Below are 23,189 nucleotides of genomic sequence, written 5' to 3'. Positions count from 1 at the left end.
CATGGCTATCGCCCGCCTAGCCTACCGCCATGCTGCCCGTTCTCGCTGACCCGATCCCGCCGGTGACTGGAATGGTCCCCCTGACGAAGTCCAAGGTCCTGGCCGGGCTTCAATGTCTGAAACGGGTGTTCCTGGAGATCCGTGCCCCGGACCTCGCCCGGCCGCCCGATGATGCGACCAGGGCGCTCCTCGCGACGGGCACGGAGGTCGGCCGGCTGGCGCGGCGCCGGTTCCCGGGCGGCCGGCTCGTCGAGCCGCACGCTGGCCGCCGCGAGGAGGCGGTGCGACGCACCGCTGAGCTGCTCCGCGATCCGGGTGCGCCGGCCATCTTCGAAGCGGCGTTCGAGCACCACGGGGTCTTTGTCCGAGTGGACATCCTGGAACGGGTGGCGCGCGGCACGACGGGTGAGCTGGCCTGGCGCCTGATCGAGGTAAAGGCCTCCGCCCGGGTCAAGGAGGTGCATCTGGACGACCTGGCGATTCAAACCTCCGTGGTGCGCGCCGCGGGAGTGCGGCTCGCCGGTGTCTGGCTGATGCACGTCAATACGGATTATCGGCTGGGTGCAGGGCCGCTCGACCTCGAGCGGTACTTCGCCCTTGAAGAGGTGACGGAGGCGGTGGAGGCCCGCTGCGCCCGCATCCAAGCCCGTCTGGCAGAGGTGTGGGCCGCCTTGGGTGCAGCAGAGCCGCCGGCGGTCGAGCCGGGCCCTCACTGTCATCGCCCCTACGACTGTCCCTTCTGGGCGCATTGCACGAAGGACAAGCCCGCGCGCTGGATCTTTCGCCTGTCCGACGGCGGCCGCGAACTGGAGCGGCTGGCGGCCAGCGGCGTACAGACGATCGACGACCTTCCCCCTGGCACGAAGCTGACCCCGCTCCAGCGGCGGATGAAGGAGAATGTCGAATGGATCGGCCCGGGCCTGCGCGCCGCGCTCCGGTCGGTACGGTATCCGGTGCACCACCTTGATATCGAAGCCGTCGGGCTCGCGGTGCCGAGGTTCCCCGGGACCAGCCCCTTCGAGCCCGTTCCCGTGCAGTGGTCCGACCACATCGAAGAGGAAGACGGGACGATCCGGCACGAGGGCTACCTCTGCACGGAGCCTCGGGACCCGCGCGAGGAGTTCGCGGAGTCTCTGCTGGCGTGTCTAGGGGGGACAGGCAGCATCTGCGTCTATTCCGGCTCCGAGCGGGACGTCCTGGAACGGTTGGGCGAGGCCGTTCCCCGGCTGAAGCGGGACCTCGATCAGGTCCTGATCCGGCTGTGGGATCTTCTGGCGGTCATCCAGGATCAGTATTACCACCCGGCCTTCAACGGGTCGCTGTCGGTCAAAGCGGTCCTGCACGCGCTAGCTCCCGACCTGCGCTACGATCGGCTGGAGATCCGCGACGGCGCGACGGCGGCCCGGCGCTATGAGGAGATGGTGTTCGAGGAAACGGACTGGGTTGAGAAGGAACGGATCCGCGCGGCCTTGCTGGAGTACTGCCGGCAGGACACGCTGGCGCTCCTGCGCATCCGAAAGGAACTGTGGGCTCGGGCTGCCTTGCGTGCGGGGTGAGCAGGCGCGACGGGGCCGCCGCGTCAGCCGGCGTCGAAGCGTGGGCGGGACCTACGCCGGTCTCCGACCCGGCGATCGCGCCCACCGCGGTCGGTGCGCCGCCGATCGGCCTTCCGCCGCTCCCCGCGGCGTCGCTCCAGGTGCCCTTCCGCGGGCCTGTCCGGCTTCCCTCCGGCTGCGATCCCGCCATCGCGCCATCCCGGTTGACGAACGTTCCGGCCCCCATCCTAGGAAATCCTTAGGCCCCGGTCAATAGCCTGGAGTGACTGGGCCGGTGAGAAGGGACCGCCGCCCTCGGGAGGCCGGCTCGCCCGGGCTAGGGGCGGAACGAGCGCGACCGCCGCTCCCGGTCCCTGACGACCAAGGACGGCTCGCCATCCTGGTCGAGACTAAGGACCAGGCGTGTCTTCCCGTCCCGGTCCCGGACCGCAAGCCCCGTGTCCTGAGCGAGCCCGAGCCACACCCGTTGCGTATCGCGCAGGTCCAGCAGCGCGAGGTACGGCTCTCCGCTCGGCGAGAAGGCCAGGAGCGCCCGGACGCGCCCCGTTGCATCCACCAGGCGGAACTCCTCAGCGGCGAGCACCTTCGCTGCTCGCCCTTGCTGGTCCTCGGCGCCGGCTGGCGGGCCGAGCATCAGAAGCGCGGACAGGGCCCCGCCGGCCGCTCCTGCGGCCAGGCTCATGACCAATCCCAGTCGGTTGCCGCTCGTCAAGAACAGGCTTCTGAGGCTTTTCATAGCGATTCTCCATTCCTTGCTCTTATGCTCTTGTCATGCAATGGGTCGAAGGGCGCGACCGGCCACGTCGTTGCCGCAAGTCCTGCCGACCGGCGGGCACGCTTTACCGGGTCCCGATAGGGGGAAGCTCGACCTGCCGGTCGCCGGGACGCGGCCGGTAATGCGAGAGGGCCTCAGCCATCCGGCCTTCGAGCTGTTTGATCCGTGTGCCGTGGCTGGGGTGGGTGGAGAGAAACTCGGGCGGCTGACCTTTGGAGAGCTGCTCCATCCGCTCCCACACGCGGACGGCCTCGCGGGGGTCGTAGCCGGCCGCCGCGGCCAGGAGCAGGCCGATATAATCGGCTTCGGATTCGTGCGCCCGGCTGAACGGCAGGATAATGCCGACGTTGGCCCCGAGTCCCAGCGCGGCCATGGTGGTCTGGCGGATGACCGGGTCGCCGCCCTGGGTGGCGAGCGCGAGATTGACGGCCTGGAGCCCGACCTGTGTCAACACGCCCTGGCTCATCCGCTCGCCGCCGTGCCGGGCCAGCGCATGGACGACCTCGTGGCCCAGGATGGCCGCAAGCCCCGCCTCGTTCTTGGCCACCGGAAAGATGCCGGTGTAGACAGCGATCTTGCCACCGGGGAGCGCGAAGGCGTTCAACGTCTTGTCATCCTTGATGACCTTCACCTCCCAGTCGTACTGCCTGGCCCGCTCCGCGTATTTCGACTGTTTGGCTGCCTCGATGATGCGGGAGGCAACCCGCTGGACCGGCTCGACCTCGCGCGGATCCTGGGAGAACCGGACGTTCGGATCCTGTTGGAGCTGCGCGTAGGCCTGGGATCCGAGCTTGACCTCGTCAGCCTCGGGGAGGAGCAGAAGCTGGTAGCGCTCGGTATAGGGGTTGGTGGCGCAGGCGAGGAGCGAGAAGGTGACGCAGAGGGCAACAGGTGTCGCGAGCCTGCGCATGGGCGGCAACCGCTGAGAGAGTGATCGGATGGCGTGCACGGAATCAGAGTATAGGGGGGCGGCGGCGCCGGATCAAGCAGCGGGAGAAGTCGCGCGGGACCGACTAGCCGCCAGATTGCGCGCGCCAGCCGGGCAAGCGTGGTGGGCACGGTCAAGGGGCAGAAGGCTTGGTCAGATCGTTATTCACCCAGTTATTGGGCGCATTGACATCGATGCCGCCAGCCGGCGACGGTTTGTCGAGGTTGACGTATTGAAGCGTCCCGAAGGGCTGGATTTGCTCATCGGTCGGCAGTTGATCCCGGCTCCATCCTCCACCGAGCGCCCGGATGAGGCCCACCGAAGCTTTCAGTAGATCCGCCTTGATTTGCACCGCGTCGATGCGCGCCAAGAGCGTTTGAACTTGCGCGTAAATGAGCTCGAGGCTGGACGCCAGCCCGCCCTGATAGAGCTCCAATGTCAGGTCTTGCGTCTTCACAAAGGCTCGGACGGCGGCGTCCTGCCGCTCGGCCGCGAGGGTCAGCCGATTCGTCACGGCTAAACCGTTCTCAACCTCGCGAAAGGCATTGAGTACCGTTGACCGGTATCGGTCTTCTGTCTCGCGATAGGCCGACCACGCCTGCTGCAATTGAGCGCGGCGATATCCGCCCTGGAAGACCGGCAGGGACACGGGGGAGCCGTAGGACCAGAAGCTATTGGCGAGCGTGAAGAGATTGATCCCGGTGTCTTCAAACCCGCCGTCGGCCCGGAATCGCACGTCTGGGAAAAAGGCGGCGCGGGCGATGCCGATGGCGCGGTTCGCCTGCGCCATCCGGCGCTCCATCGCGGCGATGTCGGGGCGCCGCTCCAGCAGGGTGGACGGGATGGTCCGCGGAATCGCGAACTGCGCGACGCGCAGCTCGGTGACCGGCTCGATCGTGAAACTGGCTGGGGCCCTGTTCACGAGGATGGCGATCGCCTGCTCTGCCACCTGGCGCTGGCCTTGCACCTGGGCCAGCTTCGTCTCCGTGCTGTACAGGAGCGATTCGACACGCGCGACGTCGAGGGCCGAGGCGATCGCGCCCGCGAACTGGGTCTTGACGAGCTCCAGCGATCGTTTGTAGAGGTCAATGGACTGCGAATAGATCGCAATCTGTGCGTCGTAGCCGCGCAACGTGAAGTAATCCGTCGCGAGTTCTGCCTGCAAGCTGAGGCGCGCCAGCCCGTACTCGGCCGCCCGCTCTTGGGCGCGGTAGGTTTCGACGCGCGTCGCGTTGCGGATCGCCGACCAGAAGTCGGGCTCCCAGGACGCGAGGCCCGAACCGGACACGCTGCTCTCGTGGATGGGGCTGTCCGGCGCGCGAAACAACGTCTCGGGGGATTGCTTGTTGTTCGAGGCGTCGAACCCCAGGCCGAGCTGCGGAATGCGGCGTGAGCGGGCCTTCATCATCATGTCGCGGGCCTGGACGAATCGCTCGGCGGCGGCTTGCAGGTCCGCGTTGGCCGCCATTGCTTGTTCGATCAGCGTGTCCAGCACCGGATCGTCGTACAGCTTCCACCAATCCGGACGCAGCGCGTCGTCCGACGGCTTCGCCTCGACGAAGGGGCTCGCCCCGCGCCACGAGGCGGGGACGACGTAGTGCGGCGGAACGTAAGGAGGCGCCAGATCCACGTGTGGCAACCAGTCGCCACACGCCGACAGCGTGAGCGCCAGCACGACCCCGCTGCTGCCTCGCGCGCAGGTGCGAAGCAAGCGAGACCCGCTTGCGCGCGCTCGTACGCCTGTGCCCCTCATGGGACTGCTACCCTCACGAGGAGGGGGCCTCCTTCGATGCCGGTTCTGTGATGAGATCGTACCCGGGCGCCGGCGTGACGATGCGCACGTGGTCGCCTTCGAGCAGCGCGGCGCTGGGATTGTTGATCACGCGGTCGCTCGCGGAAATCCCGTCCGCCACTTCGACCGTGTTGTCTAGAAGTTTGCTCACGGTAATGGGTTTGAAGTGCGCGCGGTTATCGTCCGTCACCACAGCCACTTGCGTGCCATGCTCCTGGAACACCAAGGCGGTGGACGGAATCGTGAAGGCCTTCCGCGGGACCGGCGCGGTGAGTGTGACCTGGGCGTAGGAACCCGGCCAGAGCGAGCGGTCCTCGTTGTCGATCGTGAAGACGGTCACGGCGGTGCGCGTACTCACGTCGAATCCGCGGGCGACAGTTAGGAATTTGGCGGTGAACCGGCGATGGGGCAATTGCGGCACGGTCACCTCGGCCGTCAGCCCCGGCTGGAGGAAGGGCCCGAACTGCTCCGGCACGTTGACGAAGAGGCGCATCACATGGATGTCGGCCACTGTAAAGAGATTGCTCTTGGCGTTGGGCGTGCTGAGCGTGCCTTCCTTACTGACCAGGTCGCCGACGTTGATGTTGCGCTGAGTCACCACGCCGTCGAAGGGGGCGACGATCGTTTTAAACCGGATGAACGCCTCGATGTTCCGGACCTTCTGCTCCGCGGCCTTGAGCGTCGCGGCCTGGGCCTTGAGGTTCTGTTCCTGCACCGTAATAGCTTGCTCGGAGACCGCGTGGGTGTCGCGCATTGCCTGGTAGCGTTTGGCCGTCACCACGGCCAGCGCGTACTTGGCGCGCTCCGTTTCCAGGTCCGCTTTAGCCTGCGCATATTCGGCGTCGAGATCCGGCGCGTTGATTTCGGCGAGAATGTCGCCTTTCTGCACCATGTCTCCATAGTCCTTGTACCACATCTTCACATAGCCCGTGACGCGCGCGTAGATTGGCGCCTCGTACCACCCCACGATATTGCCGGGAAGCGTAATGGTCTCGGTCGACGGCACCGGCGTGGGATGGACAACGGCCACGGTAGGGACGGCGTTCTTCAGCGTCTCCTCGCGCAGCGCCGCGGCGTCCAGTCGGCTCTCATAGATCCGGTAACCGAGGTAGAGTACACACAGGACAAGCGCGGAGAACGCAAGGCTTCTTCCACGGAGACCGGTCACGTTACACCCTCTCTCCAAGGCTGGCGGTCCGCCTCTCGTAGAGGATGGCGTAGACGCAGGGTACAAACAACAGGGTGAAAACGGTGGCCACGAGCAAGCCGCCGATGACGGCTCGACCCAACGGCGCATTCTGGGAATAGCCTGTCGCCATAGGAACCATGCCGAGGATCATGGCCGAGGCGGTCATGAGCACCGGACGGAAGCGGGTCTTCCCGGCCTCGATCGCGGCCCGCAGCGCGTCGCCATGCTCTTTGAGCCGCTCACGCGCATAGGCCACGACGAGGATGGCATTCGCGGTCGCCGTGCCCATCGTCATGATCGCCCCCGTCAGGGCCGGCTCCGACAGCCGCGTCTGGGTCAGGACCAGCGATCACGCGATGCCCGCCAGCGCGCCGGGCAGGGCCGTAATGATGATGAAGGGATCGAGCCAGGATTGGAAGTTGACGACGATCACCAGATAGACCAGCACGATCGCGGCGAGCAGGCCGAAGATTAGCTCGGCGTAGGCCTCGTACATGAGGGCGGCCTGGCCGTGGATTTCGATCGCGGCGCTGCGGGGCTTCTCGTGCTCCAGGCTCTTGGCGATCCGCTGGACGTCTGCGAGCACCCCGCCGAGGTCGCGCCCTTCGGACGAGATATAGATATCGAACAGCGGCATGATGTTCCCGTGCGTGATCACGCCCGGCGTACCTTCTATCGAAAGGGTAGCCAGATTGCCGAGCAACTGCACGTCGTCATCCGAAGCAGTGTTCGAGGAACCGACCGGGATGGTCTTGAGACTGTTGAGGCTGTTGACCTGTGGCTGCGGCGTATAGACGTTGATCAGGTACGACATGCCGGTCTGGGGATCGAGCCAGTAGATCTGGTCGACCTGTTGGCTTCCGGCGGTCGTCATGAGCAGATCGGAGGCGATCTCCTTCTCGGTCCTGTTGACGCCGAGGCCGAACGTGCGGTTGCCTTCCACCATGAGGGTCGGCGTGCGCATCGTCTGCTGGATCACCACGTCCGTGGCGCCAGGGATCTCCCGAAACTTGCCCGCCAGTTTGCGGGCGAACTCGTAGTTGGGGTAGAGGTCCGGCCCGTTGATCTGGACGTCAATCGGCGCGGGCGCGCCGAAGTTGAGAATCTTCGCGGTCAGATCGGACGGCTGGAACGTGAAGTCGGTTCCTGGATAGCGTTCCTTCAACCCCTTACGGAGGATGCGGCGGTACTCCCACACCGGCGACTTTTCATCCTTCAGCAGGACCGTCAGGTCGCAGTCCTGGGAGCCGATCGTCGGCGTCGGGATGAAGGCGAGGTTGTGCGGGCCGACCGGCAGGCCGCAATTGCTGACGATGTTGTCGATTTGGCCGGGCAGCAACTCCTCGATGCTGTTGGAGACTAGCGTGGCCAGGCGTCCCGACACCTCGATGCGCGTCCCGAGCGGGGCCCGCATATGCATCTGGATGACTCCCGACCGGATCTCGGGGAAATAATCGCGCCCGAGGAAGTAAAACAGGGACAGGGAGCCCACCGCGATCGCCAGCGAGACCTTGACGAAGGCACGGCGGTGGGCGATCACCCGTTCGAGCAGCGCCCCGTAGTGCTCGCGGAACCGATCGAAGCGGCGCTCGAACCCCTGCTGAAAGCGGACGAAGACATTCCGCGCCGGTGGTGCGACGGGTTGCGCCACCGGCTCAGGCACCTGCGCCATGGTGATCCCTCAACAGATATTTCGCCATGGTCGGCACCAGCGTGCGCGACAGGAGAAAGGAGGCCATCATCGCGATCATGACAGCTTCCGCCATGGGCTTGAACAGGTAACCGGCGACGCCGCCCAGCCCGAAGAGCGGGAACCAGGCGATCGCGATGCACAGGGTCGCGACGAACGTCGGGACGACGATCTGATTGGCGGCGTCAATGATGGCCGTCTCCAGCGGCTTGCCCATGTCGAGATGGCGGTCAATGTTCTCGATCATCACGGTCGCATCGTCCACCAGAATCCCCACGGCCAGCGCCAACCCGCCCAAGGTCATGACGTTGATGGACTCGCCGAGCCAATGCAGGCCGATGAGCGCGGTCAGGATGGAGAGCGGGATCGAGGTCCAGACGATGACCGTGGCTCGCCACGAGCCGAGGAGCAGCAGCACGATGAGGCCGACCAGCGCGCCGGCGGTCAGCATTTCGTGGACCACGTCCCTGATCGAATCCTTGACGAAGGTCGAGGCATCGTCGAGCAAGCGGATCTTCACGCCCTCGGGGACGACTTGTTGGGCACGCGGGATCGCCTTCTTGATCCCGTCCACCACCGCCAAGGTCGAGGCCTCGGTGCTCTTCATGACGACGATGATGACGGTCTGCTTGCCCTTTACCAGGACTGCGTTCTGTTGCACCCGGCCCATGAGGCGCACCGTAGCGACGTCGCGCAGGTAGACGAACGCGTTGCCTTCCCGCTTGATCGGGATATTTTCGAAGTCCTCGATCCGCAGCGGCGACGCGTTCGTCTGGACGATCCAGTCGGTCTGCTTGACCTTGATATCGCCGGCCGGCAGCACGAGGTATTGCCGCATGAGGATGTCGTGGACGTCCGACGGTGTGAGGTGTCGGGCGAGCAATTTCTGCTGATCGAGGTTGACCATGACCTGCATGTCCTGGCCGCCGTACGGGTGCGGCAGGATCGCCCCCGGGACCGTCACGAGCAGGGGCCGGATGCGCATGTAGGCGAGGTTGTAGAGCTCCGCGGGAGTCATGTGGTCCGCGCTGACTTCGATCATGGCCACCGGGATGGAGGAGGGGGCGAGCCGCATGATCATGGGCGGCGAAATATCCGGGGGCAGCGCTTTGACGACCGTCTGCGCAATAGCCACGATGTCCGCTTCGGCCCGGCCCACGTCTACCCCGTCCTGCAAGTAAATGTTGATGATGCTGCTGCCGAAATACGAGTGGCTGTGGATGTACTTAATGCCTTCCACCGTTGAGGTGAGGAAACGCTCGAACAGGTACGTGATGCGCCCTTCCACCTGCTGGGGCAACAGGCCGGCATAGGTCCAGACCACGGAGGTGACGGGAATCGTGATGTTCGGGAAGACATCCGTCGGCATGTGCAGGACCGTCAGGATCCCAAACAGCACGATCAGGATCGCCATCACGACGAAGGTGTATGGCTTGCGTAGGGCGATGAGGACGATCTGGTTCACGTACGCTGTCTACCACAAACTCACAGGTCGGATGCGACTTCCCCTGGGGGCGTGGATGCCACTGGGGAGAAGCAAAGGGTTTGCCAGCAGCCGGCTCGCTCGCCCGCGACGGGTCCTGCCAGAATGACTCAACCTATATTGACACAGAGGGCGTTGGCCGGCTCTCGCCGACGACCGTGCGAACCTCGGCTTATGGATTGAACAGCAGGGCAAGCAGACTGTGCGGTGTTGCACTGAGCGCAGCGTTCGGAAACTCACACCGCCGACCAGGCTGCAGAGTGGCAGAGGCTAAAAATGCTGAAGTGCATCCGCTTGAACTGCGGCGTTGGCCCGGTATCCCCAAACCCTCGTACGAGCACGAGCCTCGGTATTGATCTTGCAGCGGTTGTTTGCCGGTGGGGGGATTGTTTGCCTTTTCGCCGCTCGGCCGGCGAAAGGGCGGGGAAAGGAGCAGTGATGGCGGGAATTCGGAGAGGCGGCGGGGCGGTGGCTGCTGCAGTCGTCCTCATGGGCCTCGTCGGGGGCGGGGGGCTGGTTCAGGCTGAACCCCTGACGGTCGCCGCGGCGCCGAGCTTGAAAGCGGCATTCCAAGAAATCGTTCCAATGTTCGAGGGAGAATACGGCACCACCGTGCGCGTCATCTATGGGCCGTCCCTCACGGTTCGTCGGCAAATTGAACGGGGCGCGGCGATCGACGTGTTTCTTCCCGCGGCGGTCGAGGAGCTGGAGATTCTGCACACGAAGGGTCTGACGCTCAATGGCGGCCCGCGAATCTACGCGCAGAACTCCCTCGTGCTCGTCATGTCGGCGACGTCGCCGGCCCTCGCGGTCTCGCTCCGCGAGGTGTGGCCGAATCGCACCACCCGGATCGCCCTGGGCAACCCGCGGGTGTCCTCCTTGGGGAAAATCGCGGCGAGGGCGCTCGCCCACTTCGATCCGGTCTTTACGAATCGCGCCGGCGTGCTCTATGGTGACGATGGCGAAGCCGTGGCGAACCTGGTTCGCGCAGGGAGGGCCGAGGTGGGCATCCTCTACCGGGTGGACGCGATCAACAACGGGCAGGTGCGCATCATTGATGAAACGCTTGACGGAACGTTTACGCCGGTCCAGTTCGGGGCAGCGGTGGTGTGGACCTGCCGGAAGACCTCCCTCACGGTCGCGGAAGAGTTCGTTGAGTTCATGGCGAGTCCCCGCATCCGAAAACTCCTGCTCAAGTACGGATTCGATCCCGTGTCGCTGAAAGGGTAACGCGCTGGCGCGCCGATTTCCACGCAAGCGACGGGAGAGTGGTCGCAGCCCACCCGCAGCCACCGAGCGAGTTGCCAGCCATTCCCGGAGTTGCAGGGGGCTGGCCACGCGCGCGTTCAAGCGAGGAGCCGGATGAGCCAAGCCGCGAGGGTACGGCGCCGCCGCCACAAATGCAGACAAGGAGCGGCTTGCACGCCAGCAAGGATGGCGGAGAGGGTGGGATTCGAACCCACGGTCGAGTTGCCCCGACTCCGGTTTTCGAGACCGGCCGATTCGTCCACTCTCGCACCTCTCCGTTTTCAGGAGTGATGAGAAATGGGTGAGCAGCGATGGGGCATGTGACGCGAAGGGATGCTCATCCTTCCACTCATCACCCATCACGTCTCCGACAGGCTAGCGCGCGCTCCCATGTCCTCACGGAGGTTCCGGAAAAAGGTCTGGAGCAGCGCCTGGCTCTCCTGCTCGAGGACGCCGCTCACGACCTGGACGCGATGGTTGAGGCGTCGCTCCTCCGGCAGGTTGAAGACGGACCCGCAGGCGCCGCCTTTGGGGTCCCGGGCAGCGAAGACCAGCCGGGAGATCCGGGCCTGAATGATTGCGCCTGCACACATGGCGCAGGGTTCCAGCGTCACGTACAGGGTTGCGCCGGTCAGCCGCCAGGTGCCCAGCCGGCTGGCGGCTTCGCGGATCGCGACCACTTCCGCGTGCGCCGTGGGGTCCTGCCAGACCTCCCGGAAGTTGTGCACCTGCGAGAGGATCTGGCCGTCCATGACCAAGACGGCCCCGATCGGCACCTCGCCCAAAGCTGGCGCCAACCTGGCCCGTTCCAGGGCCGCCTGCATGTACTCGATGTCTTTGTCAGCCATGAACGTCATACGATCCACTCGCCACCCGTCACTCATCACCGGTCACGCCATTGCTGTCCTGCAAGGCGCGGTATCATAACATAGCCCGCTCGGTCGGAGAAGGTGGGGGGAGTTGCTCAGTGGCAGGACTCGAAGATTGCCTCGCAGTGAGTATAGTCCTCGTAGGACGAAGGGACGTTCTCATATTCCACGCCGACCACCTGACCGCCCTGAAGCCCTAGTCTCGCCCAACAGCCATGGTGGATCTTCGGGAAGGTGCTTTTCGATTGGGGAAACTCCTCTTCAAGAATCGTCGCTTCCTTGTAGTAGGTCAGGATGGTGAGGCCGTCTGCTTCCGAGACTGACTTGGGCTGACCTGCGCACGCGACGATGTAGTCGCGGCTCTTCCCCAACAGATGCTGGCCCACGGCCTGCGGTTGGGGACCGGCGCAGGCCAGGAGGCTCAGCGCCCCACCGACCGCCAAGCCCGCGAGTCGGACGATCCCCCTCCGAACAGCCAGCCGACACGTCATGGCGATGCCCACACGCGCTTTAAGAACCGCTTTGCTTCCCCTTTGGAAAGGTCGAAGGCGAAGCGGAGTTGGACGGCGGTATATTGCTGGACGAGCCCAGGCTTGTCCAGTGGGAGGTCCTGTTCCCGGTAGATGCTCAGCTCCAGGTCCCGCCAGCGGAAGGCGATGCCGAGTATCCAATCCAGCTCCGTCGGCCGCAACACGTTGGAGGCGGTCCGATCGGTGAACATGTTGATGTCAGCGAAGGCGATCCCGCGCTGCTTGTACAGGTCCACGTCCGCATGGGCGACGTACCGGAACAGCGCCCGGCCGGTGTTGTCGGGGCGGGCGAAATAATTGCTGTTATAGAACAACCAGCCAGGCCCCAGGTAGACGGAGATATTCTGGTTCGGCAGGAGCCGGCGCCAGGCACCCCAGTCCTGCGCGGCCTGGACCCGGTAGGTGACGACTGCGTCCGCGTAAATCTGCTTCAGCCCGCTTTGGTCCAGCGGCGCGTCGCGCTCGTACTGGATGCGCCAGCCCCAGTGATCGAAGATGCCGGTGAATCCGTACGTCATGTCCCACTCGGTGAGCTTGATCCACCCCCGCGTCCGGTCGGAGAAGAAGTTCTGGTCCGTGTAGAAGGTGAGGTACTGCTTGTAGAGATCAGTCTCGAAATGGGCCATGTGCCGCAGTCCCACCAGGCCCGTGTTGTTGGGGCGCGCGGCGAAGGTCGGGTTCGTGACGAAGGCGCTGGTCAGGAAATAGCCGCCGATCGCGGTCTCTTCCTCTTCGGGACCGACGGGGGCTCCCTCTTCCCGTTCCTCCTCGAACGCCGGCAGCGGCCGACCGTATTTTTCCAGCGCGGAGCTGGGGAGCGGACACCCCAACCAGAGCAGAGACAGGGTCCACAGGGTCCACTTGGCTGTCGCCGCGGTGCGAAGCATGACTCGGTCGTTCCCGGAGGGCGTGCCGTGGCCGACCCGTCCGGTCGTATGGCCGTGCGTGAGTTGAACCCGGTTCCATGGCGGTCTGGCCCTTGTAGCGAGCCTCCCTGCGGCTGTCAAGAGAAAAATCAGGCCAGGTAGGGACAGCGATCAGGCGCCCTTCGCCGTGTGGCAGGCGTGTCCATGCTCCAAGGTCCCGCGCCACCGCGGCACCACAGATGGGCGTCCGATCGCCGCCTCCTCGGTTCACACTCCGTTCTGCTGAGCCTTCACGAGGATCGCTCCCTTGGACACAATCGTGTCGCCTTCCGCGAGCCCCGTTAGCACCCGCATGCGGTTGTCCTCGATCTTCTGGGCGGTCACCTCCCGCTTCACATAGTGTCCCGGCTGGTCTTGGACATAGACGTACAGATGGCCTTCCTGTTCCACGATCGCCTCGGTCGGGACCGTGATGAACGACGCGCCGCCGCCGATGGGGATGTTCAGTCGGGCGAACATCTCGGGTTTGAGCAGGCGCACTTCATTGTTCACCCAGGCCCGGACCTTGACGGTCCGGGTCGTCGGGTCCACCAGATCGCCGATGAACGCGATCGCGGCGGGAAACGTCTTGCCCGGGGCCGATTCCACGGTGGCGACGGCGACCTGGCCGACCTGGAGCAGCCCCAGGTCTCCTTCGTAGGCGTCGGCGACGACCTGCAAAGTATCCAGGTCGGCGATGGTAAACAGGACCTGGGAGGGGTCCCCGCCCACCAATTGTCCGGGTGTCACGGTCCGTTCTACCACCGTGCCGGACAGCGGGCTCTTCAGCTTGAAGCGCGACGAGATGTTCTGCTGGTCGAGCGGCTTCTCCAGCTCCGGCGCCGGCACCTTCAGGATGAGGAGCTTCTCCTTGGCCTGTTTGAACTCGGCCTTCTCGCGGTTGTAATCGTTTTCGGCCTGCTTGAGATCCTTGAGCGAGATCGCCTGGACGTTGTAGAGCTCCACCGACAACTCATAGTTTCGTTTCGCGAGCGACAGTTCGGAGATTTCCTTCACGTAGTCGGAGTAGGCGGCGGCGATGTCCGGGCTGTCCACGACCAGCAGGATCTGGCCCGCCTCCACATGGTCGCCCAGCTTCGCCCGGACTTCGATGACCCGGCCCTGGAGCGGCGAGGAAATCCGCGAAAACCGATCCTCAGCGTAGGTGACCTTGCTGCCCAGGATAAGGATGGGTGGCGTCTGGCTCGCTGAGACCGTCATGGTCTCGATGCGGGGGGGCGAGGCAGCGGGTCCCGTGTCGCCGGGCTTGGCCTGGCTGGTTGTGGGGGATGACTCCGGGCTGCCGCAGGCCGGCAGGGCGAGGGCGACCAGCAGGATCAGCCCGGCGGGTGCGAGCTTTCGGACCGGGGTAGTCACGGTAGCGGTTCCTCGTCCCCGACCACCGCCAACGATGGCTCCGCTGCCTCCGGCCTGACGTCGCCCCGATGCACCCGCTGATAGAGGACCGGGAGTACCAACAGGATGAGGGTCACGGAGCTCAGCATGCCTCCGACGACGACCCGCGCCAAGGGCTGCTGGGTCTGGGCGCCGATCCCGGTCGCGATGGCGGCGGGGAGCAGTCCGATGGCCGCCGCCAGGGTCGTCATCATCACCGGGCGCATCCGGACCGCCGCGTTCTTGAGGATGGCCGTCCTGAGCGGGTCGCCTTTGTCGAGGTATTCGTGGATCCGCGAGATGTCCACCAGGGCCCCCTGGATCGCGACCCCGAACAGCGAGATGAAGCCGACCGCGGCCGAGATGCTGAAGTCCGTTCGCGTGAGGAACAGGGCGAAGATCCCGCCGATCAGCGCGAAGGGGACCGCGCAGAGCACGATCGCGGCGTCCTTGAACGAGTTCAGTGCGATGTAGACCAGGAGCAGCACGATCAGCAAGCTGATCGGAACGATCTTGGCCAGCCGCCGTTTTTCGGCCTGGAGCTGGCCGTACTCCCCGTGCCACTCCATCCGGTACCGTTCCGGCAGCGAGACCTGCTCCGCAAGCCGCGCCTGGGCGTCCTTGACCGTACTCTCCAAGTCCCGGCCCCGCACGCTGAACTTGATGGGAATGTAGCGCTCGCCGTTCTCCCGATAGATGATGAACGGCCCGGTCCCGAGCGTGATCGCGGCCAGTTGTCGGAGCGGAATCCGGGTTCCGTCCGGCGTGCTGACCTGGATCCGCCCGATGGCCTCCGGATCCTGCCGGAACTGGGGGAGGAACCGCACGACGAGATCGAACCAGCGCTCCCCCTCATAGACCTGCGTGACGACCTGGCCGCCGATGGCGGCCTGGACCACCGCGTTGACGTAGTCCACCTGCAGCCCGTATCGCGCGACCGCCTGCCGGTCCACGGCGATATTGAGGTTGGGCTGCCCCATGAGGTGGAAGATTCCCAGGTCCGTGACCCCGCGCACGTGCTTCATCACCTGCAGGATCTCCGCCGCCTTGGCTTCCAGGACCCTGAGGTCCTGCCCGTAGAGTTTGATCGCGTTCTCCCCCTTGACGCCCGACATGGCCTCCTGGACGTTGTCGAGGATGTACTGCGAGAAATTGAACTTCACGCCGGGTAGCCTCGCCGTCAGGGCCGCCTCGATCTCCGCGATCAGGTGCTCCTTGTCCGTGAGCTCCGGCCGCCATTCCTTGCGGGGCTTCAGGTCCACCAGAAACTCGGCGTTGAAGAAGCTGGTCGGATCGGTCCCGTCGTCCGGCCGGCCCAACTGGGAGACGATCGTGGTCGTCTCGGGAAACGACCGGAAGACGGCGCGCATGTCGGTCACCAGCCGGCTGGCCGCTTCAAACGAGATGTCCATGGGCATCGTGGCCCGCACCCACAGGTTGCCCTCCTCCAACTGCGGCATGAACTCCCCTCCGAGCAGGGGTACCACCAGCAGGGCCAGGACGAACAGGCCCGCCGCGCTGCCAAGCACAAGCCGCTCGTGGTCGAGTGCCCAGCCGAGGACTCGGAGGTAGCGGTCCCGGATCGCGCGGACTAGCCGGGGATCCTCCTCCGGTAGAGGTCCCTGCAGCAGCAGCGAGCAGAGCGCGGGCGCGAGGGTGAAGGCCATGAGCAGCGCCCCGCTGAGGGCGAAGCCGTAGGTCAGGGACATCGGGGCGAAGATCTTGCCCGGCACCCCGACCATTGTGAACAGGGGGATGAACGCTACGATGATGATCGTGGTGGCGAAGAAGACCGGGCGCCCGATGTCGCGCGACGCCCGGAGGATCTGGTGGTGCACCGTCAGGCCCGGCGGCGCTGGGCGCTGCGCCAGTAGGGAGAAAATGCGCTCGACCATCAGCAGCGTCGAATCCACGATGATCCCGAAATCAATGGCGCCCAGCGAGATCAGGTTCGCCGAGCTCCCCGTCATGACCAGCGCGCTGAACGTGAACAGGAGCGCGGCGGGGACGGTGAGCGCCACGATCCCCGCCGTCCGCACGTGACCGAGGAACAGGAAGAGGATCACGAAGACGAGCAGCATGCCCGTGATCAGGATGTCCGTCACGGTCTCGATCGTCGTGTGGATCAGCCGGGTGCGGTCGTAGACGCTCCGGATCTTGGCTCCCGCGGGCAGCTTCCATTCGTTCAGTTCCTCGACCTTCTTCACCACGCGCTCGAGCACCGGCAGGGCTTGGTAGCCCCGCATGAGCAGCACGATCCCTTCCACCACGTCATCCCGGTCATTGACCCCGACCTTGCCCAGCCGGATGGCGTGGCCCAGGGTCACCTGCCCCAGGTTCCTCACGTAGACCGGCGTCCCCTCCTTCTCCGCCACCACCACGTCCTCGATATCGTTCAGGCTGTCGATGAGCCCCAGGCCCCGGACGTCGAAGCTCTGTTCCCCCAGGGAGAGGTAATTGCCCCCCATGTTGGAGTTGCTCTGGGCCAGCGACGCGATCACGGTGCCCAAATCCACGCCGTAGGCGAGCAATTGGCCCGGGTCGAGGTCCACGTGGTATTGCTTGGTGGTGCCGCCGAAGCTGGTCACATCAATGACCCCCGGCACCCGCTTGAATTCCCGCCGGACCTGCCAGTCCTGAATCGTCTTGAGGTCGGTGAGGGAATAGCCGTGGTCCTCGCCGGTCAGTTCATACCGGTAGATCTCCGCGATGGACCACCAGGGCGAGATCTGCGGCTGGACCCCGGGAGGGAAATTCATCATCGCCAGCCGGTTGAGCACCTCCTGGCGGTCCTTGAAGTAGTCGGACCCGAACTCGAAATAGAACTTGATGTCGCTCAGGCCCAGGATGGAGAGGGACCGCACTTCGGTCAGGTGTGGCATCGCGGCGAGGTTGACCTCGATGGGAATCGTGATGATCCGCTCGATCTCCTGGGAGGAATAGCCGGGATACTGGGTGATGACCTCGATCATGGGCGGCGCCGGGTCCGGGTAGGCGACCACGTCCAGCACGTGGAACGCGTAGAGGCCCCCGAACAGGAGCACGACGCCCAGGAGGCAGATCAGCGCCCGTTGGGTGATGGCAAACTCGACCAGTCGCGCAATCATGCAGACACCCGCCCAGGCGGGGCTGGGGCCACCCCCGACAGAGCCCCGCCGGTCTGGTACATAGGCTGTAGATGGTCAGATCCGGAGAACTGGACGAGCGGTCAGGCGACGGGAGGAGCGCGGGGAATCAGCAAGCGGGCCGTGAAGGAGGCAGAAGAGGAGGTGCTGTCGGCCACGCTGGCAAGAAGGCGCTCGGGGTGAACTACCTGGAGAGAGCGGGCGCTCTTCGCGCATGCCGCCTGGTCGGATGGGTGGGGCGGACCGGCCTTCGATTCCGAGTAGTCGGCCTCGTCCAGATCATCGAGGAGGACCGCTTGTCGGACCGGACGGTCGGGCCGCTCAGACGGATCCTCGAAGACCAGATCGGCTCCGATCACGAGGACGAGGAGAAGAAGCAGGGCGCCTCGAAGAAGGCTCATGTGGCGAGATCCTCGGTGGATCGGGGCATAGGCTCCCCCACGGGGTGGGCTTATAACACGCGGTCTTGGCGCCGTCAAGCCACGCACACGAGCGCACGTCGAGCAGCACCCAGCGTCCGATCGCCATGAAGCCCATTCCCGCGCTCGCGGGGTGCTCGCTGTCGCGCAAAGCTTGCTTCAGGGTTATGGGCGCTGGAACGGCAGGAGATCGCTGCCGGGTTGCGCGCGCCCGCCGGTAGGTTCGATGCTCAGCATGAACCGGAGGATAGATGCGGGCTCGGGCAGACCCTTGAAGGCGAGCCGCCCCTTGCCGCCCGCGTCCGGCCGGAACGTGCCGGCGCTGACGGGGTACCCGATGCTCTTCGGTTGCTTCGGGTCAACGGTGAAGGCCCAGAGCTGATAGGTCTTTCCCGCTGGCAGCGGCGGGAGGTTGAAGGCGTAAAAGAAGCCCTTCTTGCTGTCCGGGTCGAAGAACAGCAGCGCCCCGGCGGATTGGGCGCGCTCGATCCCAACGAGCTGGATTACCTGGACTCCCGGCGAGCGCAGGAAGGCAGCGAGTTCGTCGCGTGAGCCCTTGCGGGCGTCCTGCTGGAGCTGCGCGAGTGCGGCGCGGGCCTGTTCCAGCTCCGCTTCGCGCTCGGCCAGCGCCTCGCGCAGCCGGTTCAGCTCGGTGCCGCCGGCCGCGACCTGGCTTTGCAGCTCGTCGAGCAGGCGCCGCTGCTCCTCGAACTGGCGTTGCAGGGCGGCGAGCTGCGTGGTCTGCGCGTTCAGCGCCGCCTCCACCCGGTTGCGCTGGGCGACCTCGGCGGGAAGGCGGGACCGCAGGGACCAGGCATAGACGGCCAGGGCCACCACGACCAGCCCCAGGACCGTTGGGTGGAGCAGCCGGGCCCACCAGGGCGCGCGCGGATCAATGCGGCTGAGTCGGACCTCTGGCGGCCGCTCGATCTGGACGGTCACCTTGGGCACGGTCGGCGCCGGGGAGGCCTGAGGCAGCGATGCCACGAGCGTCTCCCGCAATTCGGGCGGCGGCGCGATGAGCGGAAGCTGGAAGGGGAGGAGGCCGGCAACAGCCTGGGTCTCTTTCAGCGCGGCGTGGCAGGACGGGCACCCGGCCAGCAGATGCACCTCGAGGGCCTGGCGATCCTGCCGATCCAGAGCGCCGATCGCGTACAGCTCGAGGTGTTCTTCAAACGCTGTGTGTGCCGTCACGGGTCTGGCTGGCCCAGGCAGGCCGGAGGGCCGTCTTCAGCTCGGTCACGGCCCGCCTGATCCAGGTTTGAATCGTCTCCGGCTGTTGGCTGAGCCGAGCCGCGATCTCCGCGACGGAGAGCCCGCCGTAATAGGCCAGCTCGACCGCCTGGCGGTGGTGGGCCGGCATCTCCGCCAAAGCCTTCGCTACGAGAGCCTGCACCTCCCGGTCTGCCGGCGCGGCTGGCGCCGCGTGCGCGGCAAGCGCCCCGGCCTCCCGCTGCCCGTCGGCGCGGTCCCGCGCCTGTGCGCTCCGCGACCGCAGGCGATCGAGCGCGCGGGTCCGCGTCACGTTGAGCAGCCAGGTGATCGGCGTGCCGCGCCCGAGGTCGTAGCGGACGCCCTTCCGCCAGATCTCCAGGTACACCTCCTGGAGCAGGGCGCCGGCCTCGCCGGTGTCTCCGAGGATCCGTGCGGCGAGGGCGAAGAGCAGGGGGCTGGAGCGGTCGTACAGCTCCAGGAACGCCTGCTTGTCGCCCTTGGCGACGCGGGCGAGCAGCTCGGGCGGGATGGTAGAGGCGGCTTCGGGGACGGGGGGCTCCATACGACTGGGTCGCATCATACCACCTTCCGCAGCCGACGCAAGGGGCGGGATCCCAGCGGGCGTTACCGGCGAGTGTTGAGGCCGAAGGCGAGGTCTTTCAGCCAGTGCGCAGCCTGGCAAGAGAGATTCCAGACACGGGCGACGTAATGCCACGCGAGCGTGACTCGCCCGCCGGGGCCATAGCGGAAGCGCATGTACTCGGGTGAAGGAAACAGGAGGGACAAGGCGTATCGCAGTTTGCCGCGGATGCCTTTCAGCGAGAGCAGCAGCGCAAATTCTTCGCGCCCGCTCCCGCCGGCCCGGCGGGCGAGCAGGGCCACCGCCCTTCTGCGCAACGCGCCGGCCCGGCTGCCAGGACGCTGTGGGACGGGATGGGTGTCCAGCTCCGGGAGCCCCTGGTCAGGACCAGGGGTCCCACAGAGGTCCCTCAGAGTGTGGGCGACCTCACGCACCAAGGAACTCTGTCCGGACTCCTGCGCTCGCGACAGGACCTCACGCCAGGCAAGCCTGGGGTTGCTCCGTCGGATCAGTTGATCGAGCTCGTAATACCAGAGCAGCGGCGCCCGCTCCCGCCAATGGATGAGATGCAGGCAAAGATGCAGGACCAGATCATGCACGTGCAACAGTTGGGCAGGGACGCCGAGGACCTGCCCGACCACGGCGCGCTGCCAGACTCCCTCCATATCCACCGAGTCGGTAAACGGGGGATAGGCGAGGCTCCAGTGCGGCTCGACGACGATCAGCCCATGCCGCTGTTTCGCGAACACGAGAGCGTAGTCGTAGCTCTCGGCGAAGCCGGCCCGTCGCTCGATCAACTGAAAGCCCAGGCTGGTCAAGCTGTCGGTCACCGCGGGAAGGTCGCCCTTCTTGACCAGGAGATCAAGATCGCCCGTCGGGCGCGGCAGGTCTTCCCCGTAGAGCAGCTCGGCCAGGGCCAGGCCCCGGATGGGCGCGCAGGCGACCTGCCGAATATCGAACTGCAGGAGGATCGCGCGAAGCTCCTCGGCCAGGATGGCGTTGTGCGCCGCGATGCGGAAGACCTCCGCTCGGAGCCAGTCCTGCTGGGAGAGCGGAAGCTGCCCGCGTCCGCCGGTAGCGTTGAGCCAACGATAGAGGAGCGGGAGGATTTGCTGCTCGGCGGCCTCTGCCAGGATCGCATCCCATGCCGCCGGCTCGCGCGGAGGGGGTCCCAGGCCATCGGCCAACTCCCCCCTGACCAGGCTCAAGAGGAACGGGTGGATAGTCGCGGCTGCCATGGATCGCGCTCAGGTCCGGAGATCCGCCAGGACCGCCTCGCGGGCCTCGGGCAGCGCCGAGAAACAATCGGGCAGATGGAGCCGGCTGACCGGTACCGCAGCGGCCAGCCGGTCGAGGAAATCGAACTCCCAGGCAAGGGCGGCTCGGTCCGAGACGGCGAGCCGGTACGAGCTGCTCAGGAGATCCATGAACGCCTCGCGGCCGCGGAGCCGCTCGATGCGGGGCGCGGCCGTCGTGTGTCCGGACGCCTTGTCCGGTCTTACGAGGACGTAGAGTCCCGCCAAGGGCTGCGGCTCCGCCGGGAAGGCGGAAGAAGGGACTCCAAGGACGAGACGGCGCTTGGAGCTATAGTGCGCGACGGAGCTGGAGTCCTCCCGGCCGCCGCATACAGCCTCCAGCGAATCGTCCCAGAGGCGTAGGCCCGGATAGGCGGGGAGGGCCAGGAACCGTCCCTGCGATTCGTCGAGCACGAGGCAATCATCGCTCAGAACCGGGTAGCCTGCCGTCAGGAAGGATGCCGCGAGTGTGGATTTCCCCACACCGGCCGCGCCGAGAAACGCGCAGGCCCCGCGAGACGTCAGCACCGCCGTCGCGTGGAGCGTCTGGCGCTTGTGGAGCGTAAGGACGAGCGGCAGCACCTGGTCCAGCAGGAGGTGGCGCAGGGTCTCGGCGGGCACGTCCGCTCCCGGATGGCAGACAATGGAGCGGCCCGCTGGATCCACGGTGAAATCGGCCCAGCCGTGGAATCGTAAGAGATAGCCTGCCGGGACCCTGGCGGTGGAGAGCCACGGCTTCCCCGAGGGGAGCGTCCAGGTCAAGCACCATCGTTCGGGGGCGCTCGGCTCGGTGCCTCGTCCGTCGAGGTCCACTCGGATGGCAGAGCCGTCGGTTCCCGGGTGGGGTCCGGCGGGCAGTTCGGGAAGAGGGATACCGCTCGATAGGGTCATCCCGCAGACGCGATAGACAAGGGTCATGACGCCTGACTCGAGCGCCATGGTCAGACGGCGTAGGGTGCAACGACCTCGGCGACGAACTTTGCTGCCTCGGCTGCCGATCGGAACAACGTGGGATGGCGCTTGTACACTTCTTGCTCAACCTCGGCCAGGGTTCTCCGCCCGTCGCAAAGAATCAACACCGATAGTCGAGCTTCACCCCAAGGGGTGAGGCGAGGAACGAACGATGGCTTGGTCTTGCGGAGGTCTTCCTCGCAGAGCAGCATTCCCTGGAAGGTTGAATGGGCCTCGTGAACTTTCCCCGGGACCGTCACGTTCCAGGTGACGAGCGTGTCCGCCGGCCGGATGTCCATCCGAACCCGGACCCTATCGCCTTCCATCAGCTCAACCGGCCGGTCCAGAGGAAAGAAGACGCCATGCCGGTCAATGGGGGTGTCGGCCAAGGGGGAATTGGATAGCGTGACGTGCTCGGACAGTTGCGCGGCGAACCACCCGCCGATCCCGTTGAGCAGGCCTCGCCGCGCGACGGGGATGGACACTTCGAGTCCGAGAATCGCCGGAGCCGCGGTGGCTGGGTCCAGCGACGCGATCACCGCCGGCTTGCCGAGTAGGTGCTCCGGCCGGTATTTCACAGGGTAGCCGGTATTGGCCGCGAGGGGCCTGGCCGCGCTGAAATCGAATCCGGCCACCGGGTGGTTCCAGAACTCGACCTGCTCCCACAGGTGCGGGCACTCCACAGGCACGACCTGCAGGTCAATGCGGCGGGGAATCGTCTGTCCGCCCGGCTTCAGGAACCGCTCCCGCGCGTCAGCGAAATATTCAAACACTCCCGCTTCGAATCCGAAGCGCCCGATCTGATCGGCGACGACGACATCCACCGGCTCTGGCAGGTCCACTCGAGTTGACAGGCCCTTGACGGGCACGAGGCGATCCTGGAAGCCGTTCGCGCGGCAAATCTCGCGTACCAGTTGGATCATCCCGCCCTCCTCAACTGCGTAGACTCGCCCGGCGCCAGCCTGGCAGGCCAGGAGTCCGAGAATGCCCGTTCCTGCCCCGAGGTCGAGCACGACGTCGTCCGGCTTGACCACTTCATTGATCGCGCGGCGGAAGGCGATCAGACGCGCGTCATCTGAACCTCCCCGACTTGCCATCCGGCTTTGTCCCAGACTTTTTTTCTGTGAGCTTAGCGACACTGCCGTATTCGATAAGCGTGGGGGGCCTGTACGGCTTCTTCTTGGAATCCTGTTCGCGACTGTGGTCCATGGATCGTTCTCCTCAGCCCATCTGTAGGGAGCGCA

Annotated in this window: 18 protein-coding genes, 1 tRNA gene and 1 pseudogene; 2 read left to right on the top strand and 18 right to left on the bottom strand. The window is 65.7% G+C overall.

Going from position 1 to position 23,189, the window contains the following annotated elements; translation table 11 throughout:
- Positions 1 to 71: 71 nt before the first annotated feature.
- A complete protein-coding gene (locus tag ACWHYQ_RS13385; RefSeq protein WP_447972617.1) occupies positions 72 to 1,556 on the top strand; it encodes a DUF2779 domain-containing protein in 1,485 nt (494 codons plus the stop codon).
- A 316-nt stretch (positions 1,557 to 1,872) separates the two neighbouring features.
- Here ACWHYQ_RS13385 and ACWHYQ_RS13380 read toward each other — a convergent pair whose 3' ends face one another.
- From ACWHYQ_RS13380 to ACWHYQ_RS13360, 5 genes and pseudogenes are all read right to left on the bottom strand, one after another.
- Entirely contained in the window at positions 1,873 to 2,292 is a 420-nt protein-coding gene (locus ACWHYQ_RS13380) for a hypothetical protein (RefSeq protein WP_447972616.1), read from the bottom strand.
- Between the two features lie 103 nt (positions 2,293 to 2,395).
- Positions 2,396 to 3,241 (bottom strand): M48 family metallopeptidase, encoded by an 846-nt coding sequence (locus tag ACWHYQ_RS13375; protein ID WP_447972615.1) that lies wholly within the window; start codon positions 3,239 to 3,241, stop codon positions 2,396 to 2,398.
- Between the two features lie 151 nt (positions 3,242 to 3,392).
- Positions 3,393 to 5,012, bottom strand: a complete 1,620-nt coding sequence (locus tag ACWHYQ_RS13370; RefSeq protein ID WP_447972614.1) for an efflux transporter outer membrane subunit — start codon at positions 5,010 to 5,012, stop codon at positions 3,393 to 3,395.
- A gap of 13 nt (positions 5,013 to 5,025) precedes the next feature.
- Entirely contained in the window at positions 5,026 to 6,219 is a 1,194-nt protein-coding gene (locus ACWHYQ_RS13365) for an efflux RND transporter periplasmic adaptor subunit (RefSeq protein WP_447972613.1), read from the bottom strand.
- A 1-nt stretch (position 6,220) separates the two neighbouring features.
- Positions 6,221 to 9,395 (bottom strand): annotated as a pseudogene (locus ACWHYQ_RS13360) (efflux RND transporter permease subunit).
- Between the two features lie 456 nt (positions 9,396 to 9,851).
- Between ACWHYQ_RS13360 and modA the strand changes: the two are divergent.
- Positions 9,852 to 10,643 carry a molybdate ABC transporter substrate-binding protein gene (modA, locus tag ACWHYQ_RS13355; protein ID WP_447972612.1) on the top strand — a complete coding sequence of 264 codons (792 nt, stop codon included), beginning with the start codon at positions 9,852 to 9,854 and terminating at the stop codon, positions 10,641 to 10,643.
- A gap of 205 nt (positions 10,644 to 10,848) precedes the next feature.
- Here the strand turns inward: modA and ACWHYQ_RS13350 are convergent.
- The 13 genes from ACWHYQ_RS13350 to ACWHYQ_RS13290 form a co-directional block, all read right to left on the bottom strand.
- Positions 10,849 to 10,938, bottom strand: a tRNA-Ser gene (locus tag ACWHYQ_RS13350).
- An 82-nt stretch (positions 10,939 to 11,020) separates the two neighbouring features.
- Positions 11,021 to 11,509, bottom strand: coding sequence for a tRNA adenosine(34) deaminase TadA (gene tadA, locus ACWHYQ_RS13345; protein WP_447972611.1), 489 nt, complete (start codon positions 11,507 to 11,509; stop codon positions 11,021 to 11,023).
- 116 nt (positions 11,510 to 11,625) lie between these two features.
- Positions 11,626 to 12,021 (bottom strand): hypothetical protein, encoded by a 396-nt coding sequence (locus ACWHYQ_RS13340; RefSeq protein WP_447972610.1) that lies wholly within the window; start codon positions 12,019 to 12,021, stop codon positions 11,626 to 11,628.
- Positions 12,018 to 12,947 (bottom strand): hypothetical protein, encoded by a 930-nt coding sequence (locus ACWHYQ_RS13335; RefSeq protein ID WP_447972609.1) that lies wholly within the window; start codon positions 12,945 to 12,947, stop codon positions 12,018 to 12,020. The genes ACWHYQ_RS13340 and ACWHYQ_RS13335 overlap by 4 nt, the downstream gene beginning before the upstream one ends.
- 246 nt (positions 12,948 to 13,193) lie before the next feature.
- A complete protein-coding gene (locus ACWHYQ_RS13330) occupies positions 13,194 to 14,342 on the bottom strand; it encodes an efflux RND transporter periplasmic adaptor subunit (RefSeq protein ID WP_447972608.1) in 1,149 nt (382 codons plus the stop codon).
- The gene (locus ACWHYQ_RS13325; RefSeq protein WP_447972607.1) at positions 14,339 to 17,467 is read right to left on the bottom strand and encodes an efflux RND transporter permease subunit; all 3,129 of its coding nucleotides are present in this window, start codon (positions 17,465 to 17,467) and stop codon (positions 14,339 to 14,341) included. The genes ACWHYQ_RS13330 and ACWHYQ_RS13325 overlap by 4 nt, the downstream gene beginning before the upstream one ends.
- Positions 17,468 to 17,568: 101 nt before the next feature.
- Positions 17,569 to 17,886 carry a hypothetical protein gene (locus ACWHYQ_RS13320; RefSeq protein WP_447972606.1) on the bottom strand — a complete coding sequence of 106 codons (318 nt, stop codon included), beginning with the start codon at positions 17,884 to 17,886 and terminating at the stop codon, positions 17,569 to 17,571.
- A gap of 183 nt (positions 17,887 to 18,069) precedes the next feature.
- Entirely contained in the window at positions 18,070 to 19,098 is a 1,029-nt protein-coding gene (locus tag ACWHYQ_RS13315) for an anti-sigma factor domain-containing protein (RefSeq protein ID WP_447972605.1), read from the bottom strand.
- Positions 19,076 to 19,699 (bottom strand): sigma-70 family RNA polymerase sigma factor, encoded by a 624-nt coding sequence (locus ACWHYQ_RS13310; protein WP_447972604.1) that lies wholly within the window; start codon positions 19,697 to 19,699, stop codon positions 19,076 to 19,078. The genes ACWHYQ_RS13315 and ACWHYQ_RS13310 overlap by 23 nt, the downstream gene beginning before the upstream one ends.
- Positions 19,700 to 19,743: 44 nt before the next feature.
- A complete protein-coding gene (locus ACWHYQ_RS13305) occupies positions 19,744 to 20,937 on the bottom strand; it encodes a nucleotidyltransferase family protein (RefSeq protein WP_447972603.1) in 1,194 nt (397 codons plus the stop codon).
- A 9-nt stretch (positions 20,938 to 20,946) separates the two neighbouring features.
- Positions 20,947 to 21,756 (bottom strand): hypothetical protein, encoded by an 810-nt coding sequence (locus ACWHYQ_RS13300; protein ID WP_447972602.1) that lies wholly within the window; start codon positions 21,754 to 21,756, stop codon positions 20,947 to 20,949.
- Between the two features lie 179 nt (positions 21,757 to 21,935).
- Entirely contained in the window at positions 21,936 to 23,042 is a 1,107-nt protein-coding gene (locus tag ACWHYQ_RS13295; RefSeq protein ID WP_447972601.1) for a 50S ribosomal protein L11 methyltransferase, read from the bottom strand.
- Positions 23,017 to 23,154, bottom strand: coding sequence for a lasso RiPP family leader peptide-containing protein (locus tag ACWHYQ_RS13290; protein WP_447972600.1), 138 nt, complete (start codon positions 23,152 to 23,154; stop codon positions 23,017 to 23,019). Before ACWHYQ_RS13290 ends, ACWHYQ_RS13295 begins: the two co-directional genes overlap by 26 nt.
- Positions 23,155 to 23,189 lie beyond the last annotated feature (35 nt).

This window comes from Nitrospira sp. Kam-Ns4a (assembly GCF_965152595.1).
This window is presented reverse-complemented; position numbering and strand designations above follow the sequence as displayed.

Bases quoted from the DNA above. Each gene is read 5' to 3' on its own strand.
- ACWHYQ_RS13385 (WP_447972617.1), top strand. From the start codon at position 72: ATGGTCCCCCTGACGAAGTCCAAGGTCCTGGCCGGGCTTCAATGTCTG.
- ACWHYQ_RS13380 (WP_447972616.1), bottom strand. From the start codon at position 2,292: ATGAAAAGCCTCAGAAGCCTGTTCTTGACGAGCGGCAACCGACTGGGA.
- ACWHYQ_RS13375 (WP_447972615.1), bottom strand. From the start codon at position 3,241: ATGCGCAGGCTCGCGACACCTGTTGCCCTCTGCGTCACCTTCTCGCTC.
- ACWHYQ_RS13370 (WP_447972614.1), bottom strand. From the start codon at position 5,012: ATGAGGGGCACAGGCGTACGAGCGCGCGCAAGCGGGTCTCGCTTGCTT.
- modA (WP_447972612.1), top strand. From the start codon at position 9,852: ATGGCGGGAATTCGGAGAGGCGGCGGGGCGGTGGCTGCTGCAGTCGTC.
- tadA (WP_447972611.1), bottom strand. From the start codon at position 11,509: ATGGCTGACAAAGACATCGAGTACATGCAGGCGGCCCTGGAACGGGCC.
- ACWHYQ_RS13340 (WP_447972610.1), bottom strand. From the start codon at position 12,021: ATGACGTGTCGGCTGGCTGTTCGGAGGGGGATCGTCCGACTCGCGGGC.
- ACWHYQ_RS13335 (WP_447972609.1), bottom strand. From the start codon at position 12,947: ATGCTTCGCACCGCGGCGACAGCCAAGTGGACCCTGTGGACCCTGTCT.
- ACWHYQ_RS13325 (WP_447972607.1), bottom strand. From the start codon at position 17,467: ATGATTGCGCGACTGGTCGAGTTTGCCATCACCCAACGGGCGCTGATC.
- ACWHYQ_RS13320 (WP_447972606.1), bottom strand. From the start codon at position 17,886: ATGAGCCTTCTTCGAGGCGCCCTGCTTCTTCTCCTCGTCCTCGTGATC.
- ACWHYQ_RS13310 (WP_447972604.1), bottom strand. From the start codon at position 19,699: ATGATGCGACCCAGTCGTATGGAGCCCCCCGTCCCCGAAGCCGCCTCT.
- ACWHYQ_RS13305 (WP_447972603.1), bottom strand. From the start codon at position 20,937: ATGGCAGCCGCGACTATCCACCCGTTCCTCTTGAGCCTGGTCAGGGGG.
- ACWHYQ_RS13295 (WP_447972601.1), bottom strand. From the start codon at position 23,042: ATGGCAAGTCGGGGAGGTTCAGATGACGCGCGTCTGATCGCCTTCCGC.
- ACWHYQ_RS13290 (WP_447972600.1), bottom strand. From the start codon at position 23,154: ATGGACCACAGTCGCGAACAGGATTCCAAGAAGAAGCCGTACAGGCCC.